This window comes from Micromonospora arida (assembly GCF_042873195.1).
In the GTDB taxonomy this organism is placed as follows: Bacteria; Actinomycetota; Actinomycetes; order Mycobacteriales; family Micromonosporaceae; genus Micromonospora; species Micromonospora arida.
On the sequence record NZ_JBIALC010000005.1, the window covers coordinates 212,630 to 227,092 of the forward strand.

A 14,463-nucleotide genomic window follows, 5' to 3' on the forward strand; every position below is an offset into this window, starting at 1 on the left:
CGTTAGCCCGTGCCGTGCTCCGGGTATGGGATCCCGGTGGCGATTGTGGAGAAAGTGATCGACGCTTCCCCGCAGCAGGTGTTCGACGTGCTGGCGGACGGATGGACGTACAGCGACTGGGTGGTGGGCACCGCACACGTGCGGGACGTGGACGACGCCTGGCCTCGGGTGGGCAGCCAACTTCACCACCGGGCCGGGCCGTGGCCGTTCTCGTTGCAGGACGCGTCGACGGTGCTGGTCTGCGAACCGCCGCACCGGCTCGTGTTGAGGGCCGGGCTCTGGCCGGCGGGCGAGGCGATAGTGGCCTTCACCCTGCAACCGGTGGGCGAGGGCGCCACCCGGGTCCGCATCGGGGAGGACTTCGCGGCCGGCCCGCTGCGCTGGGTCCACAACAAGGTCAACGATCTGGTGCTGCACCGGCGTAACCGGGAGACGTTGGCCCGCCTCTCCGACATCGCCACCCGACAGAAGGGGTCCTCGTGACCCGGACCGTGGTGGTGACCGGCGCGAGTGCCGGCGTCGGCCGCGCCGTCGCCCACGCGTACGCGGAGCGCGGCGCCCGGCTGGCGCTGCTGGCTCGGGGCGAGGCGGGTCTGGTCGCCGCCGAGCGGGAGTGCCGACTGCGCGGCGCGACCGACGTGCGGGTGTACCGGGTCGACGTGGCCGACGCGGGCGCGGTGCAGCAGGCCGCCGACGACGTGGTGCACCGCTGGGGCGGCATCGACGTGTGGATCAACAACGCGATGGCGTCGGTGTTCGCGCCGGCCTGGGAGATTCCGGCGCGCGAGTTCCGTCGGGTCACCGAGGTCACCTACCTGGGCACTGTGCACGGCACCCTCGCCGCGCTGCGGCACATGCGGGCGCACGGGCGGGGCACGATCGTGCAGGTGGGCTCGGCGTTGGCCTACCGGGGGATCCCGCTGCAGTCGGCGTACTGCGCGAGCAAGCACGCCGTCCAGGGGTTCAACGACTCGCTGCGCGCCGAGCTGCTGCACGACTGCCCGGGGGTGAAGTTGTCCATGGTCCAGCTGCCCGCGGTCAACACGCCGCAGTTCTCCTGGGTCCGCACCCGGCTGCCCCGGCATCCGCAGCCGGTGCCACCGATCTTCACTCCGGAGCTGGCCGCCCGGGCCATCGTCTGGGCCGCCGACCGCGGCACCAGGGAGCTGAACGTGGGTGGCCCGACCTGGCAGGCACGGGTGGGCGACGCCCTGTTCCCCGGCCTGCTGGACCGCAAGCTTGCCCGCGACGGCTACGACAGCCAGCAGACCGGTGAGGAGATCGATCCGGCGACCTGGCGGGACAATCTGGACAACCCCGGTGATGCACACACGGACCGGGGCGCAGCGGGTGTGTTCCGCGAACAGGCGCGTGACCGTTCCGCGGCGCTCTGGGTCGGCACGCACAAACCGGCGCTCTCCGGTGTCGCACTCGCCGTCGCGGCGCTCGCCCTCAGCGCTGTCGCTCGCCGCCGTCACTGACCAGCGCAAGCCCCTGACCAGGGCTTTGACGCCCGCGCGGGGTGGGCGCCGAGGGTCCGCATCGCCCGGAAGGGGTGCCTCCCTCGGACCGAATGCGGGAACTAGATACCCTTTCCATGACCCTTGTCCGCAAACCGAGGATGACCGACATGATCAAGCCGGTGCAGTTGCCGACGCCGTGGCGGGACGCACGCCTGACCGTCGTCGTGCCCACGTACAACGAGGCGGGCAACCTCCCGGCGCTGGTCGAGCGGCTGCTCGCGCTGCCGCTGCCGGGGCTGCGCATCCTCGTCGCCGACGACAACTCCCCCGACGGCACCGGGGAGGTGGCGGACAAGCTGGCCATCGAGCACCCCGACCGGATCGAGGTCGTGCACCGCGCCGGCAAGGAGGGCCTCGGCCGGGCGTACGTGGACGGGATGACCCGGGCGATCGAGGGCGGCGCCGAGTACGTGGCGCAGATGGACGCCGACCTCTCGCACCCGCCCGAGGCGCTGCCGGGAATGCTCGGCGCGCTGCTCTCCACCCAGGCCAGCGTGGTGATCGGTTCCCGGTACGTGCCCGGCGGCGAGCTGGACGAGAACTGGCCGCTCTACCGCCGGGCGCTCAGTGGCTGGGCCAACCTCTACGTGCACACCCTGCTGCGGGTACGCATCCGGGACCTCACCGCCGGCTTCAAGATCTGGCAGGCCGAAGCCCTGCGCGACATCGACCTGGAGCGGGTGCAGTCCAACGGCTACAGCTTCCAGGTGGAGATGCACTACCTCGCCACCAAGCTGGGGCACACCATCCTGGAGGTGCCGATCCGCTTCGAGGAGCGGCGCGACGGCGTCTCCAAGATGACCACCGCGACCAAGGTGGAGAGCGCGCTCATGCCCTTCCGCCTCCGCAGCAAGCACCGCAACATCACCCGCTAACCCCACCCAACCCCCACCCCCGCCCCACCCCGCCTGGGTGATCAAGGGGTTTGCGTCAGATCCGCCGACGCTGACGACGCAAACCTCTTGATCACCGGGAGCCACGGTGGTGGGTGGGTGGGTGGACGTCAGTCGGGGTAGATGGCGCGGTGGGCGGTGGAGATGGCTGCGGCGTAGGCGCGGCCGGTGAGCGCGCGGTCGCGGGCCAGCGCGGCGCGGGCCGCGTTCGCGCCCGGTGCGCCGTGCACACCGCCGCCGGGGTGCGCCGACGCGCTCGCCAGGAAGAGCCGGTCCACCGGGGTGTCCGCCCGGCCCAGGCCAGGGATCGGTCGCAGGAAGAGCTGCTGGTACGCGGCGGCGGTCCCGCCGCCGAGCGTGCCACCGACAAGGCTCGGATTGCCCTTCTCCAGGTCGGCCGGCCCGGCCACGTGCCGGCCCACGATCAGGCTCCGGAAACCCGGGGCCGCCGCCTCCAGCACGTCCTCCATCCGCTGCACGTGCCCGGCGACCTCCTCGGCCCGCCAGTCCCGCCGGAACGGCAGATGGGTGTACGACCAGAGCGACTCGGTGCCCGGCGGGGAGTGGCTCGGGTCCGCCACCGACATCTGCCCGACCAGCAGGAACGGGTCGCGGGGCAGCTCGCCACGGGCCAACTCGCTGGCGTAGTGGGTGAGCCCGTTCAGGTCAGCCCCGAGGTGCACGGTGCCGGCGCCGGCCAGCTGCCGGTTCGTCCAGGGCACCGGCGCGGAGAGCGCCCAGTCCACCTTCAGCGTGGAGCCGTCCCACCGGAAGTGCGCCAGGTCCTCCACCAGCCGGGAGGGCAGTGCTGCCGCGCCGACCAGGTCGAGGAAGAGCGCTGGCGCCGGCACGTCGGCGAGCACGGCCCGCCGGGCCCGCCACAGCGCGCCGCCGACGGTTCGGACCCCCATCGCCCGGCCCCGGGCGGTGAGCACCCGATCGGCCCGGGCGCCGTAGATGATCGTCCCGCCGAGCCCCTGTAGCCGATCCACCAGCGCGTTGGTGATCTGCTGCGCGCCGCCGTCGGGCACCGGCCAGCCGACCTGCTGGCCGAGCATGGCCAGCAGCCAGCCGTACACCCCGGAGCCGGCCTCCTCCGGGGAGAGGTCGGTGTGCAGGGCACAGCCGGCCAGCAGCGCCGGCCCGCCGGGACCGTCGAAGAGTTCGTCGCCAAGTTTGCGGACCGGTACGACGAGCCGGCGTGCGAGTCGCAGCGCGCCGGCGACGCGCAATCGACGCAGGAGGCCCAGCCCGCCGCGTACCGGAGGGAACGGCGAGGTGATCGCCTCCAGCATCGGCTCGGCCACGTCGAGCCAGTCGGTGTACGCGTTGAGCCAGCGCTTCCCGTCCCCGGGGGCGAACTGCTCCAGCGACGCTGCCGTGACGTCCGGGTCCCGGTTGATCACCGCAGCTCGACCGTCCGGCAGCAGGTGCGCCAGCACGTCCGGCGAGTGCCGCCAGGACAGCCCGTGTCGACCCAGGTCCAGGCCGCCCAGCACCGGTGAGGCGTACCCGAGGGGGTAGAACGAGCTGTAGAGGTCGCTGAGGTAGCCGGGCGCGGTGACCTCGGCGGAGCGGACCGCGCCGCCGGGCACCGCGGTCGCCTCCAGCACCACCACGTCCCAGCCGGCGTCGGCCAGCAGGTTGGCCGCTACCAGGCCGTTGTGCCCGGCGCCGATGATGACGGCGTCCGCGCTCTGCGCGGCGGTGGTTGTCATCGGATCCGGCTACCCGGCGCGCAACCGGGCGAAACGCGTTTGCCTCGCCGGGGCCCGGGCATCCGGCACCGCATGTACACGGTTGCGCAGCTGGTGGGCGGGGTGTGGGGTGCGGGCGGCGACGGCGGCGAACTGGTCGTGCGTGACCCGGCGGACGACGCGCCGGTGAGCACGGTGCCGGTGGCCACGGCCGACGAGGTGGGCAAGGCGACCCAGGCGGCCCGCAACGGAGCGTCCCAGTGGGCGGCGACCGCCCCGGCGGAACGGGCGGCCGCGCTGCACCGGGCCGCGGACGCGGTGGAGGCGGTCGTCGAGGAGCTGGCGGCGGCGGTCACCGCGGAGATGGGCAAACCGTTGGCGGACGCCCGCGGCGGCGTCGAGGCGGGGATCGGCACCCTGCGACAGTATGCGGAACTGGCACCGCTGCGCGGCGGGCGCACGCTGAATGGCGAAACCGACGCGCTGGACTTCCTGACCCCGCAGCCGCGCGGGGTGGTCGCGGCGATCACCCCGTGGAACGACCCGGTGGCGGTCTCCTGTGGACTGCTCGGCGCGGCCCTGGTGACCGGGAACGTGGTGCTCTACAAGCCGAGCGAACGGACACCGGCGACGGGTTGGCTGCTGGCCCGAGCACTGGACCAGGCACTGCCCGCCGGGGTGTTGTCACTGCTCACCGGCGGCCCGGAGGTGGGTGCGGCACTGGCGGCGCAGGACGTCGACGTGGTGGCCCACGTGGGGTCCACCGCGACCGGGCGGGCGATCGCCGCCGCGGCGGCCCGCACCGGCGCGAAGGTGCTCCTGGAGAACGGCGGCAGTGACCCGTTGATCGTGGACGCGGGCGTCGACCCGGAGTGGGCGGCTGAGCAGGCCGCGCTCGGCGCGTTCGCCAACGCCGGGCAGATCTGCGTGGCGGTGGAGCGGCTCTACGTGCACCGGGAGGTGGCCGACGACTTCGTGGCCGCGCTGGTACGACGCGCCGGAGCGCTGCGGGTCGGACCGGGCCGGGACCCGGGCACCGAGCTGGGCCCGCTGGTCGACCGGCGGCACCGGGACCACGTGCACGGGCAGGTGGCGGTCGCGGTGGCGGACGGCGCACGGGTGCGGGTGGGCGGCGAGGTGCCGGACGGGCCGGGGGCGTTCTACCCGGCCACCGTCGTCACCGACTGCCGCCACGACATGCCGCTGGTCCGGGAGGAGACCTTCGGGCCGGTCGCCCCGGTGGTGGTCGTCGACTCGTTCGACGAGGCGCTGCGCTGCGCGGCGGACTCCCCGTACGGGCTGGCCGCGACGGTGTTGACCGCGTCGATGAGTCACGCGCAGCGGGCGTGGCGGGAGCTGCCGGTGGGCACGGTCAAGGTCAACGCGGTGTTCGGGGGTGCGCCGGGGGGTGCCGCGCATCCGCGCCGGGCCAGCGGGCAGGGCTTCGGGTACGGCCCGGAGTTGCTGGACGAGTTCACCGCGACGAAGGCGGTGCACATCGAGGCGCCGGGCGGCGGGCACTGGTGAACGGTGCGGGCGGACGCAGGGGTGGCGCGTCCGCCCGCACCGCGTCGGTCGTGCTCCGGTGCGGCCGCGGTCAGTTGCCGCGGGCCTTGCGGGTGGCGCGGTCGTTGGCCTTCTCGATGGCCGTGACCAGTTCCGGTTTGGTCATGCTGGACCGCCCGGGCACGTCGAGTTTGCGGGCCACCGACATCAGGTGGTCCTTGGTGGCGTTGGCGTCCACGCCACCGGCTGTGGGGGCCCGCCGTTCCGGCCCGCCACCGGCGGCCTGCTGGTCGCTGGGGCCCTTGCGGCCCTTCGGCTCCCAGTGGTCGCCCACCTTCTCGAATTCATGCTTCACGGCGGCGAAGGCGGTGCGGTGCGACCGCTCCCCCTCGCCGTAGGTCTCAACCGCCGAGTCGTGCGTCTTCTCCCAGGTGCGCTGCGCCTTCTCCGGGGAGCGTCGCAGCGTGCTGGGCAGGTCTTCGCGCCCGGGCATCTCGTCCTCCTCCGTGTCGACAGGGTCACTGTGACCGTTCCCCGGTGACCGGGCGGCAAACCCTAGCGACGCCGGCCGGGTACCGGGTGGGTTTGTCGATTTCACCGCCCGGGTACCGCCGAGCCAGGCCAGACCGGACGACCGGTCATCCGGCGGCCGGGGCGCAGGGAGCGGGCATGACGACCACGGAGCCGGGTACGACGCTCGACGGCACACCGGGCACCGGAGTGCCCCGGCGGATGCGGCAGTTGAGCTGGCGGACCTGGCGCGGGGTGCTGGTCCGCAGCGTGCAGAACTTCGTCAACGACAACTGCTCCGACTGGGCGGCCGCGCTGACCTACTACGGGGTGCTGGCGCTCTTTCCGTCCGCCATCGTGGTGGTGGCGCTGGTCGGCCTGGTCTCCGACGGGGAGCGGACCCTTGACACTGTGGTCGACCTGGCCAACCAGGTCGGTGCCGGGGCGGTGCTCAGCGACGACGAGGGCGGCGTGCTGAAGGTGATTCGTTCCGTGGTGCTGGAGCAGAGCAACCCCAAGCTGCTGCTGAGCTTCGGCCTGCTCGGCGCGCTCTGGTCCGCGTCGGGTTTCATCGGCGCGTTCACCCGGGCCTCGAACGCCGTCTACGGGGTGACCGAGGGCCGCCCCGTCTGGAGGCTTCGACCGCTACAGATCGGCCTGGCGGCGATCACGCTGGTGCTGCTCGCGGTGGTCGCCCTCGGCCTGATCGTCAGTGGGCCGGTCACCGATGCGGTCGGCGACCTGATCAACGCCGGCGGCCTGGCCCGCACGACGTGGAGCGTGGCGAAGTGGCCGGTCCTCGCCATGATCATGATGGTGCTGCTGTCCCTGCTGTTCTGGATCGCGCCGAACGTGCGTCAGCCGCGGTTCCGCTGGCTCACCCCGGGCGGCGCGGTGGCCCTGATCTCCTGGGCGGCGGCCTCCTTCGGCTTCGGCCTCTACGTGGCCAACTTCGGCTCGTACAACACCACCTACGGCAGTCTCGGAGCAGCCATCGCGTTCCTGGTCTGGCTCTACCTGTCCAACTCGGCGCTGATGCTGGGTGTGCAGATCAACTCCGAGGTGCAGCGCGGACGGCAGTTGCAGGCCGGCGACCCGGACCCGGACGAGCCGGTGCTGCCGCCTCGCAAGCCTGCCGACGAGTGAGCTCCCGTTCGGCCGTGGTGTCCGGTTCGCCGCCGGGCCGGGGGCCGGTTCGTGGCCCGGTGCCGGTTTACCGAGCGGGGTGCCGGGTAGCGCAGAAGGCATGGAGCGTGGCAACAGCAAGCACGGACCGAGGATCGACGAACAGATGAGTCAGGAGGTCAGCGGCCTCGTACAGGGGCCGGGGACCGGTGGCTCTCGCGTCGACGAGTCGCGGGTGCCGGAACCGGCTGGCGAGGATCAGCCGGAGACGACCACCGCCCCGGCCGGCGACCTGCGCACCGGCACCCCGCAGGGCATGAGCTCCACGGACGTCGAGCAGCGCAGCCGGCTCGGCCGGTTCATCTCGATGAGCGCACTGCCGGGCGACCGTCTGGTGCTCATTGCCAGCGCCCGTGAGAACGAGGCGCCGGACGACATCGTGGCGGCGCTGGAACGGCTGCCCGAGGGCACCGTCTACCAGACGGTCTCCGAGGTGTGGGCCGCGCTGGGCAACAAGAACGAGACAACTCGCTGGTGATCAGGATCGCCCCCGATCCGGCAATCCACCGGCGACTGAAGGAGGTTCCCCGATGAGTGGCGTTACCGAACATGTTGACGTGTCCGTACCCGTACGCACCGCGTACGACCAGTGGACGCAGTTCGAGGAGTTCCCCGAGTTCATGGAGGGTGTGCAGGAGGTCCGGCAGCTCTCCGACACGATGACCCACTGGACGGTGGACATCGCCGGGGTGAAGCGCGAGTTCGACGCCGAGATCACCGAGCAGCTGCCCGACGAGCGCGTCGCCTGGCGCTCCACCGGCGGCACCCAGCAGGCCGGCGTGGTGACCTTCCACCGACTCGACCAGGACAAGACCCGCGTCACCCTGCAGCTCGAGTTCGAGCCGCACGGGGTGGTCGAGCAGGCCGGTGACAAGCTCGGCATCGTCGACCGGCGCGCCAAGGGCGACCTGGAGCGGTTCAAGACCTTCATCGAGCGACGCGGTCAGGAGACCGGCGCCTGGCGCGGGTCGGTGGACCGTCCGCAGCCGTGACCTGAGCAGTGACACCGATGGCCGCCAGAATCCTGGCGGCCATCGCCGTGTTCGAGCCTTGTCGCACGCCACCGTTTGCGATCATCGCGCCCGGGTACCGCTGAAGACATGACCGACGACAACATCAGGGTGTGGCGGGACGAGGAACGGCTTCCGTTGGAAGAGCTGGAGCAGGCCGTGGCCGGCTCCACCCTCGACGGGCAGGCCGACGACGTGACCGGCAACGACGCGGGGGAAGAGGCGACGTTCGGCCACGGGCCGGCAGCGGACGACCGTAAGGGGCAGGCCCAGGGCAACAGCCGGGAGGACACCGATCCGGAGCGCCGCTACCGCCCGTCCACCACCGGACGGACCGGCCCGGACGCGGGCTGACCCTCCCCGCCGGGCTGAGTAGGCGCTGGCTGACCGGTGGGCCGGCCGGTCGAGCGACGGGCGCCCCACTCGTAGAGCGCGATCAGCGCCAGCGCGAGCACCAGCAGGGCCGACCCCAGCACCTGCACCGAGGTGTTGCCGATCAGCACGCCCAGCCCGGCCGGGACGAGCGCCGCGCCGATGCCCGCGGCGCCGATCTGGAGGCCGATGGCGCGGTCCGCGTGCGCCGCTCCGACCCGCTCGGCGGTGGTGAGGGTGAGCAGCGGAAACACCGGCGCGGCGGCGAAACCGACAACGACCAGGCCGAGCACCGCCAGGAGGGCCGGCCCGGGCACGGCGATCAGCGCCGCGCCGACGGCCATCCCGGCGAGGCTGACGCGCAGCACCAGCCCCGCCCCCAGGCGCTCGGCCACCAGACCCTGCACGATCCGGCCGACGAAGAGGCTGCCCCAGTACGCGGAGACGCAGCCGCCGGCCACCGCGGCGCTGAGCCCGCGCCCCTCGGTCAGCAGCAGGAACGCCCACAGCCCAGCGGACACCTCGATCGCCACGTACAGCACGAAGGCAAGCGTCCCCGACCAGACCGCCGGCAGCCGCAGCGTTTCCCGAACCGGCACCCGGACGATCGGCGCCTGGATCGCGTCACCCGCCTCGGTGCTGGCTGGAACGCCACGCTGCCAGGCCCGCACGGTGAGCGCGAACGCGACGGCGAGGACGAGTTGGGCGGCGGCCACGATGCCGTACCCCCAACGCCAGGCGAGGCCGGCGCTCAGCACCGCGGTCATGATCAGTGGACCGATGGCCACGCCGAGGCCGAAGAAGGCGTGCAACCAGTTCATGTGGCGGGGCCCGAAGGCCCCGGCGGCGTACGCGTTGAGCCCGGAGTCGACCGCACCGGAGCCGAGCCCGAGCAGCAGCGCACAGCCCACCAGCACCGCCAGCACGGGGCTCACCGAGTAGCCGGTCAGCGCCAGGCTGGCCAGCAGGGTGCTGCCCGCGAGCAGGGCGCCCACGCCGACCCGGGCCAGCGTGAAGCCGGCCAGCACGCTGGAGGTGAGGTAGCCGACGGTGCCGGCGGTGAGCACCCACCCGACCGCCTCGGTCGGCACGTCGAAGTCGCCCCGGATCGAGGGCCAGCCGACGCCGAGCAGGCCGTCGGGCAGGCCGAGACTGACGAACGCGAGGTACGCGAGCAGGAGCAGTGCGGCGCGGGGGCGCGCGGGCAGGGTGGACACGAGTCACCATCCTGCCGCAGGGGCACCCTAGCGCCGTCGGCACCCGATTGCCCGCGAGGCAAAGAAGTCGTGTCCGTACGGTCGAGAAAGCGGACAGCTCATCCAGAATCGGCCGATCGGAGGACGGCAAGCCGGCTGGTTCGCGTAAGAATTTCGGGATGCATCAAGGCTCCGGAATCCTCTCCACGCGTCAGCGCCGGCTCGCCTGGCTCGGCTTCCTGCTCGCCGCGCTCCAGGCGCCCGTGTCCGCCTGGCTCGTCGCCGACGAGTCGTGGCTGTTCAGCCTCTGCGTCGCGCTGATGGTGGCCACCGTGATCATCGCTGACGACGCGGCACGTCGTCGCCCGGCCAACGCGACAAGCGACTAGCCTCCGCCGCCCGGCCGGGCCTCGTGGCCCGGTCGGCCCCGGCTACGGCGGCGTTCCTTCATCTCCGCCTCGTAGAGGTGGCGCCGCCCACCCACCAACTCGTCGCGGGCCTGCTGGTCCAACTCCCGGAACAGCGCGTGGTAACCGTCGTCGAAGTCCTCGACGATCTGGAACGTCCACCGTCCGGCGATGACGTTGCGGCCGCGCAGCTCCGTGGCTATCCGGTCGGCGAGATGCGGATGCCCGGCGGCGCGAAACTGCTCCACCGCGTCGTCGAGCATCAGGTCGGCATGGCCGATCAACTGGTGCACCGAGTAGAGGTGCCCCCGGGCCCGCTCCACACACTCCAGCGCCTCGCTGAGCTTGCCGAGCGCCGCGACCGTCGCGTCGCTGACGCCGTCCGGCCGCCGGTGCCGCTCGTCGGGTCCGTCCACCTGCTGTCCCATCCGTGCCTCCGTGCCGGGTGCCGTCATCCGTGGGTGTTCTCCTGCTGCCCCGTCTGTGCCGGATCAATCCCCCAGGTCAGCGGCGACCGCCCCAGTGGCGCAGCCGACATCCGCCGAGCGGACGAGGCCGACACTGTCACTGGTCGGTTAGCCTCGGTCACCATGCGTGTGCCGTTCAACCGGGTCGCCTCCCGTACCGCCGTCGACTCGGCGCGGTCCACCCTGGCCGCCCTCACCGTCTCCGTGGGCACTGTCGGACTCGCCGCCGCGGCCGCGCGACCGGGGCTGCTGGCCCTCGTCGACCAACATGCGGCGGCCGTCCGGGACAGCCTCGACGGGGACCGCACCCCGCTCACCTCCGCGGCACTCGCCGGCTACGCGGAGGGGGTGCGCGCCGCCGCCCTGGAGCACGGGTGGACGCCGCCCAGCGGGCCGGTGGACTGGAGCCACCCGGAGTGGCTGCTCACCCGGCTGGTCGCGGTCTGCGCGCTGGCTCGCGCACTCGACCGGCACTGACACGCGAGGGAGGGCACCCCGCGTCGTACGCGAAGCGCCCTCCCACCCGTCGTGCCCGTTCCGCCCCGCTACGAGCGGTACTGCTGGGTTTCGTCCACCCGAGGCATGGCCTGGGTGCGGTCACCCCCGCGGTCGGCCATCTGCCGCTCCACGTCGCTACGCCCGGCCGACGCGGCCTGACGTTGCTGCTGCACCGCCCGAGCCTCCTGGGCCGCCCGGTCCAGCCAGCCGTCCCAGCGTCTCTGCATCGGCTTCACGAGACCACCGCCGACGCCGACGATCAGGATGCCGGCCACCGTGGCGAGCACCGCGATCAGCACCGGGGTGGTCACTGTGGTGGCGATACCCACCTGGTTCAGGGCGGCGATCACACCGAGCGCGATGATGAAGATCGCCGTCAGGTCGGCCAGGACCTTGCCGTACGAGAGCCCTCCCAGCGCCCCGGTGACCAGATCCCGGACAGCGTTGGCGATCGCGGCCGCCACCACCACGATGACGATCGCGATGAACGCGCGCGGCAGCCAGGACACCACGCCGCTGATCAGGTCACTGATCGCGTTGGGCCCCCAGACTCCGAAGGCGAACTGCAGCGTGAACAGCAGTACGGCGTAGTACGCCAGTCTGGCCAGAATGTCGCTGGCGTCGTACTTCGTTCTCTCCAGGGCCCGTTTGATGCCACCGCGTTCGACCGCCTGGTCGAAACGCACCCGTTCCAGCACCGTATCCACGATCTTGAGGACGGCTCTGGCGATGAGCCAGCCGACCACGAGGATGACGATGAAGGCCACTGCCTTCGGGATGAAGAGCAGCACCGACCTCCAGGTGTCGGCGATGGCATCGCCGATGTCGGCCTGCCGGACCGCGAGGGTTTTCAGCATGATGTCCCTCCTGTCGCATGGACTGCGCCGGGCGCATACCCGGCAACCGGTCCGGCACTCCGCGCAGCGCGCGGCGTTTTTCCCGACAGACCCCCGGACAGGGGCCCTGAACTGCCCGAACGGCCGCCGCGACGGACGCGGCCACGGCCCGCCGCCATGGTCGGATGCCTTTCCCGGTCGGCCGACTAGGCTGCGAACATGCCAGGAACGGTCAGGCGGGTCCCCACGCCAGCAACTCCAGGCCCGGGCGCACCCACCGGGTCCGGCCCGGCCGTCGGCGTGCTCGCCCACGACTGGGCCAACACGCCGCTGGGCCCGGCCGACGACTGGGACGTCGCCTTCCAGGCCGTGGTGGAGCTGGTCCTCGCCTCGCCGATGCCGATGGCCCTGGCGTACGGCGACGACCTCGTCCTGCTCTACAACGCCGGCTACGCCGAACTGCTGGGCACCAAGCACCCGAGCGCACTCGGTCGTCCGGCCTCCGAGGTGTTCGCGGAGATCTGGGCGCTGCCTGGCGTCGGTGCGGTCATCGAGCGCTGCTACCGGCAGGGCGAGCCCTTCCTGGAGAAGGAGTCCACCCTGCCGCTGGTCCGTGGGCACTCCGCGACGGTGGAGCAGGCGGTCTTCACCCGGGGCTACTCACCGGTGCGCGACAGCGCCGGCCAGATCGTCGGCGTGTTGACGGTCGCGGCCGAGACCACCCACGTCACCGAGCAGTTGCAGAGCCTCAGCGAGGTGGCCGCGGCGCTCGCGGGCACCCTCACCCTCGACGACGTGGCCCGGGTGGCGCTGCGGTACGCGATCACCACGTTCGACCCCGACCAGGCCTCGTTCGCTGTCGACGAGGGCGGCGGCGGCTGGCGCATGGTGCGCCGGGTCCGTGGCGAGTTGTTGGACGAGGCCGACGAGAGGCTTCCCCCGCTCTGGCGGCGCGCGCCGGCGGACTGGTCGGCCCCGGTGGTGCAGGCGGCCCGCTCCGGAGCCCCGTCGTTCACCCGCGACGGGCAGCCGCTGCGGGACACCGCCGTGGACCGCCACGACCAGAAGGTCCGCGCGATGGCGGCCCTGCCGCTGGGCACCTCGGTGGTCCGCGGCGGGCTGGCGGTCGGCTACCAGGTTCCGCACACCTGGTCCCCCGCCGAACGGGCGCTGCTTGCCGCCTCGGCCGAGCTGATCGGCCAGGCCGCCGAGCGGGCCCGCCGGTTCGAGACCCAGCACGGCACGGCCCAACTGTTGCAGCGCAGCATGTTGCCGGAGCACCTGCCGGATCTACCCCGGTTGCGGATCGCGGCCCGCTACGACCCGGGCGTGGACGGCAACGCGGCCGGCGGTGACTTCTACGACGCGTTCCTGCTGCCCAACGGCTCGCTCGGCGTGGTGCTGGGCGATGTCGCCGGGCACGACGTGCAGGCCGCCGCGCGGATGGGGCAGGTCCGGGCCGCGCTGCGCGCCCTGGCCCTGGCCGACCCGACGCCCGACGCTGTCCTGGCCGGCCTGGACCGGCTGGTGACCAGCCTCGGCGCGGAGGCCGGCACCCACGAGCTGTTCGTCACCGTGGCGTTCGGGGTGATCGACGCGGAGCGCCGGGAGCTGACCCTGTCCAGCGCCGGTCACCCCGCGCCGTTGATCCGCCGCGGTGACCCGGATGGCCGGTTCCACGCCGAGTACGTCGACGTCCCGGCCGGGCCGCCACTGGGGTTGGGCGGCCGGCCCGGCACCACTACCGTCCCGTTCCGCCCCGGCGACACCCTGCTGCTGTTCAGCGACGGTGTGGTGGAGCGTCGCCGGCAGAGCCTCAGCGCCGGGCTGGCCACCCTGAGCGACGCCGTCGCCAAGGCCGGCAGCGGCGACCCCCGTGCGCTCTGCGCGGTGGCCACCGCGGCGGTCCCGGGCGGCACGGAGGACGACGTGGCCGTGCTGGCGGTCGAGCACGCGCTCAAACCGAGTCGTTCGGCGAGCATGGAGGTGCCCGCCGAGCCGACCGCGCCCAGCCGGGTCCGGCATTGGCTGACCGGTCAGCTCACCGAGTGGCAGGTGCCCGAGTCGGTGATCGGGGCGGCGGTGCTCTGCACCAGCGAGCTGACCACCAACGCGTTGCTGCACGCCGGCACGGCCGCACGGGTGGAGATCGACCTCAGCGCCGAGCGGCTGCTCGTCTCGGTCGCGGATTCCGGCACGCGGGGCACCGTGACCCGGGCCCGTACCGACACGTTGAGCAGTCGCGGGCGCGGCCTCGGCCTGATCGAGGAACTCAGCGACGCCTGGGGCACCGACCCGTCGGTCCGGGGCTCCACCGTCTGGTTCGAGATCCTCACGCCGCCGGCCGCGCATCCCTGAGCCGC

Annotated in this window: 16 protein-coding genes; 11 read left to right on the plus strand and 5 right to left on the minus strand. The window is 72.7% G+C overall.

Features of this window, described 5'->3' with window-relative positions; all coding sequences use genetic code 11:
• Window positions 1–36 precede the first annotated feature (36 nt).
• From ACFYP0_RS17825 to ACFYP0_RS17835, 3 genes are all read left to right on the plus strand, one after another.
• Window positions 37–483 carry an SRPBCC family protein gene (locus ACFYP0_RS17825; RefSeq protein WP_124858527.1) on the plus strand — a complete coding sequence of 149 codons (447 nt, stop codon included), beginning with the start codon at window positions 37–39 and terminating at the stop codon, window positions 481–483.
• A complete protein-coding gene (locus ACFYP0_RS17830) occupies window positions 480–1,481 on the plus strand; it encodes an SDR family oxidoreductase (protein ID WP_386996782.1) in 1,002 nt (333 codons plus the stop codon). The genes ACFYP0_RS17825 and ACFYP0_RS17830 overlap by 4 nt, the downstream gene beginning before the upstream one ends.
• A 149-nt stretch (window positions 1,482–1,630) precedes the next feature.
• Window positions 1,631–2,398, plus strand: a complete 768-nt coding sequence (locus tag ACFYP0_RS17835; RefSeq protein WP_091402208.1) for a polyprenol monophosphomannose synthase — start codon at window positions 1,631–1,633, stop codon at window positions 2,396–2,398.
• A gap of 128 nt (window positions 2,399–2,526) precedes the next feature.
• Here ACFYP0_RS17835 and ACFYP0_RS17840 read toward each other — a convergent pair whose 3' ends face one another.
• Window positions 2,527–4,134: a phytoene desaturase family protein gene (locus ACFYP0_RS17840; protein ID WP_386996784.1), complete on the minus strand. Its 1,608-nt coding sequence runs from the start codon at window positions 4,132–4,134 to the stop codon at window positions 2,527–2,529.
• Window positions 4,135–4,206: 72 nt separating this feature from the next.
• On the opposite strand from ACFYP0_RS17840, the gene ACFYP0_RS17845 reads away from it, so the two are divergent.
• Entirely contained in the window at window positions 4,207–5,640 is a 1,434-nt protein-coding gene (locus ACFYP0_RS17845; protein WP_386996786.1) for an aldehyde dehydrogenase family protein, read from the plus strand.
• 70 nt (window positions 5,641–5,710) lie between these two features.
• Here the strand turns inward: ACFYP0_RS17845 and ACFYP0_RS17850 are convergent, their stop codons facing one another.
• Window positions 5,711–6,112, minus strand: a complete 402-nt coding sequence (locus ACFYP0_RS17850) for a ChaB family protein (RefSeq protein ID WP_124861259.1) — start codon at window positions 6,110–6,112, stop codon at window positions 5,711–5,713.
• A 176-nt stretch (window positions 6,113–6,288) separates the two neighbouring features.
• Here ACFYP0_RS17850 and ACFYP0_RS17855 point away from each other — a divergent pair, with 176 nt between their 5' ends.
• The 4 genes from ACFYP0_RS17855 to ACFYP0_RS17870 all read left to right on the plus strand — a co-directional run bounded on the left by ACFYP0_RS17855 (window position 6,289) and on the right by ACFYP0_RS17870 (window position 8,678).
• Window positions 6,289–7,275: a YihY/virulence factor BrkB family protein gene (locus ACFYP0_RS17855; protein ID WP_124861257.1), complete on the plus strand. Its 987-nt coding sequence runs from the start codon at window positions 6,289–6,291 to the stop codon at window positions 7,273–7,275.
• Window positions 7,276–7,375: 100 nt separating this feature from the next.
• Window positions 7,376–7,792 (plus strand): DUF2795 domain-containing protein, encoded by a 417-nt coding sequence (locus ACFYP0_RS17860; RefSeq protein WP_088947320.1) that lies wholly within the window; start codon window positions 7,376–7,378, stop codon window positions 7,790–7,792.
• Between the two features lie 52 nt (window positions 7,793–7,844).
• The gene (locus ACFYP0_RS17865; RefSeq protein WP_124861255.1) at window positions 7,845–8,306 is read left to right on the plus strand and encodes an SRPBCC family protein; all 462 of its coding nucleotides are present in this window, start codon (window positions 7,845–7,847) and stop codon (window positions 8,304–8,306) included.
• A 108-nt stretch (window positions 8,307–8,414) separates the two neighbouring features.
• Window positions 8,415–8,678 carry a hypothetical protein gene (locus ACFYP0_RS17870; RefSeq protein ID WP_124861253.1) on the plus strand — a complete coding sequence of 88 codons (264 nt, stop codon included), beginning with the start codon at window positions 8,415–8,417 and terminating at the stop codon, window positions 8,676–8,678.
• On the opposite strand, the gene ACFYP0_RS17875 is transcribed toward ACFYP0_RS17870, so the two are convergent.
• Window positions 8,633–9,913, minus strand: a complete 1,281-nt coding sequence (locus tag ACFYP0_RS17875) for an MFS transporter (protein WP_124861251.1) — start codon at window positions 9,911–9,913, stop codon at window positions 8,633–8,635. The genes ACFYP0_RS17870 and ACFYP0_RS17875 overlap by 46 nt on opposite strands.
• Window positions 9,914–10,071: 158 nt before the next feature.
• On the opposite strand from ACFYP0_RS17875, the gene ACFYP0_RS17880 reads away from it, so the two are divergent.
• Window positions 10,072–10,281: a hypothetical protein gene (locus ACFYP0_RS17880; protein WP_091401653.1), complete on the plus strand. Its 210-nt coding sequence runs from the start codon at window positions 10,072–10,074 to the stop codon at window positions 10,279–10,281.
• Here the strand turns inward: ACFYP0_RS17880 and ACFYP0_RS17885 are convergent.
• A complete protein-coding gene (locus ACFYP0_RS17885; protein ID WP_124861249.1) occupies window positions 10,278–10,727 on the minus strand; it encodes a hypothetical protein in 450 nt (149 codons plus the stop codon). The genes ACFYP0_RS17880 and ACFYP0_RS17885 overlap by 4 nt on opposite strands.
• 162 nt (window positions 10,728–10,889) lie before the next feature.
• On the opposite strand from ACFYP0_RS17885, the gene ACFYP0_RS17890 reads away from it, so the two are divergent.
• Window positions 10,890–11,243 carry a DUF6401 family natural product biosynthesis protein gene (locus tag ACFYP0_RS17890; RefSeq protein WP_112583451.1) on the plus strand — a complete coding sequence of 118 codons (354 nt, stop codon included), beginning with the start codon at window positions 10,890–10,892 and terminating at the stop codon, window positions 11,241–11,243.
• A gap of 68 nt (window positions 11,244–11,311) precedes the next feature.
• Here the strand turns inward: ACFYP0_RS17890 and ACFYP0_RS17895 are convergent, their stop codons facing one another.
• On the minus strand, window positions 11,312–12,121 hold the full coding sequence (locus ACFYP0_RS17895; RefSeq protein WP_124861247.1) for a mechanosensitive ion channel family protein: 810 nt from the start codon (window positions 12,119–12,121) through the stop codon (window positions 11,312–11,314).
• 198 nt (window positions 12,122–12,319) lie between these two features.
• On the opposite strand from ACFYP0_RS17895, the gene ACFYP0_RS17900 reads away from it, so the two are divergent.
• Window positions 12,320–14,458, plus strand: a complete 2,139-nt coding sequence (locus ACFYP0_RS17900; protein ID WP_386996792.1) for an ATP-binding SpoIIE family protein phosphatase — start codon at window positions 12,320–12,322, stop codon at window positions 14,456–14,458.
• Window positions 14,459–14,463 lie beyond the last annotated feature (5 nt).

Excerpts from the sequence above, each read along its gene's own strand:
- ACFYP0_RS17835 (WP_091402208.1), top strand. The coding sequence starts at position 1,631 with ATGATCAAGCCGGTGCAGTTGCCGACGCCGTGGCGGGACGCACGCCTG.
- ACFYP0_RS17840 (WP_386996784.1), bottom strand. The coding sequence starts at position 4,134 with ATGACAACCACCGCCGCGCAGAGCGCGGACGCCGTCATCATCGGCGCC.
- ACFYP0_RS17845 (WP_386996786.1), top strand. The coding sequence starts at position 4,207 with ATGTACACGGTTGCGCAGCTGGTGGGCGGGGTGTGGGGTGCGGGCGGC.
- ACFYP0_RS17850 (WP_124861259.1), bottom strand. The coding sequence starts at position 6,112 with ATGCCCGGGCGCGAAGACCTGCCCAGCACGCTGCGACGCTCCCCGGAG.
- ACFYP0_RS17855 (WP_124861257.1), top strand. The coding sequence starts at position 6,289 with ATGACGACCACGGAGCCGGGTACGACGCTCGACGGCACACCGGGCACC.
- ACFYP0_RS17860 (WP_088947320.1), top strand. The coding sequence starts at position 7,376 with ATGGAGCGTGGCAACAGCAAGCACGGACCGAGGATCGACGAACAGATG.
- ACFYP0_RS17865 (WP_124861255.1), top strand. The coding sequence starts at position 7,845 with ATGAGTGGCGTTACCGAACATGTTGACGTGTCCGTACCCGTACGCACC.
- ACFYP0_RS17870 (WP_124861253.1), top strand. The coding sequence starts at position 8,415 with ATGACCGACGACAACATCAGGGTGTGGCGGGACGAGGAACGGCTTCCG.
- ACFYP0_RS17880 (WP_091401653.1), top strand. The coding sequence starts at position 10,072 with ATGCATCAAGGCTCCGGAATCCTCTCCACGCGTCAGCGCCGGCTCGCC.
- ACFYP0_RS17885 (WP_124861249.1), bottom strand. The coding sequence starts at position 10,727 with ATGGGACAGCAGGTGGACGGACCCGACGAGCGGCACCGGCGGCCGGAC.
- ACFYP0_RS17890 (WP_112583451.1), top strand. The coding sequence starts at position 10,890 with ATGCGTGTGCCGTTCAACCGGGTCGCCTCCCGTACCGCCGTCGACTCG.
- ACFYP0_RS17895 (WP_124861247.1), bottom strand. The coding sequence starts at position 12,121 with ATGCTGAAAACCCTCGCGGTCCGGCAGGCCGACATCGGCGATGCCATC.
- ACFYP0_RS17900 (WP_386996792.1), top strand. The coding sequence starts at position 12,320 with ATGCCAGGAACGGTCAGGCGGGTCCCCACGCCAGCAACTCCAGGCCCG.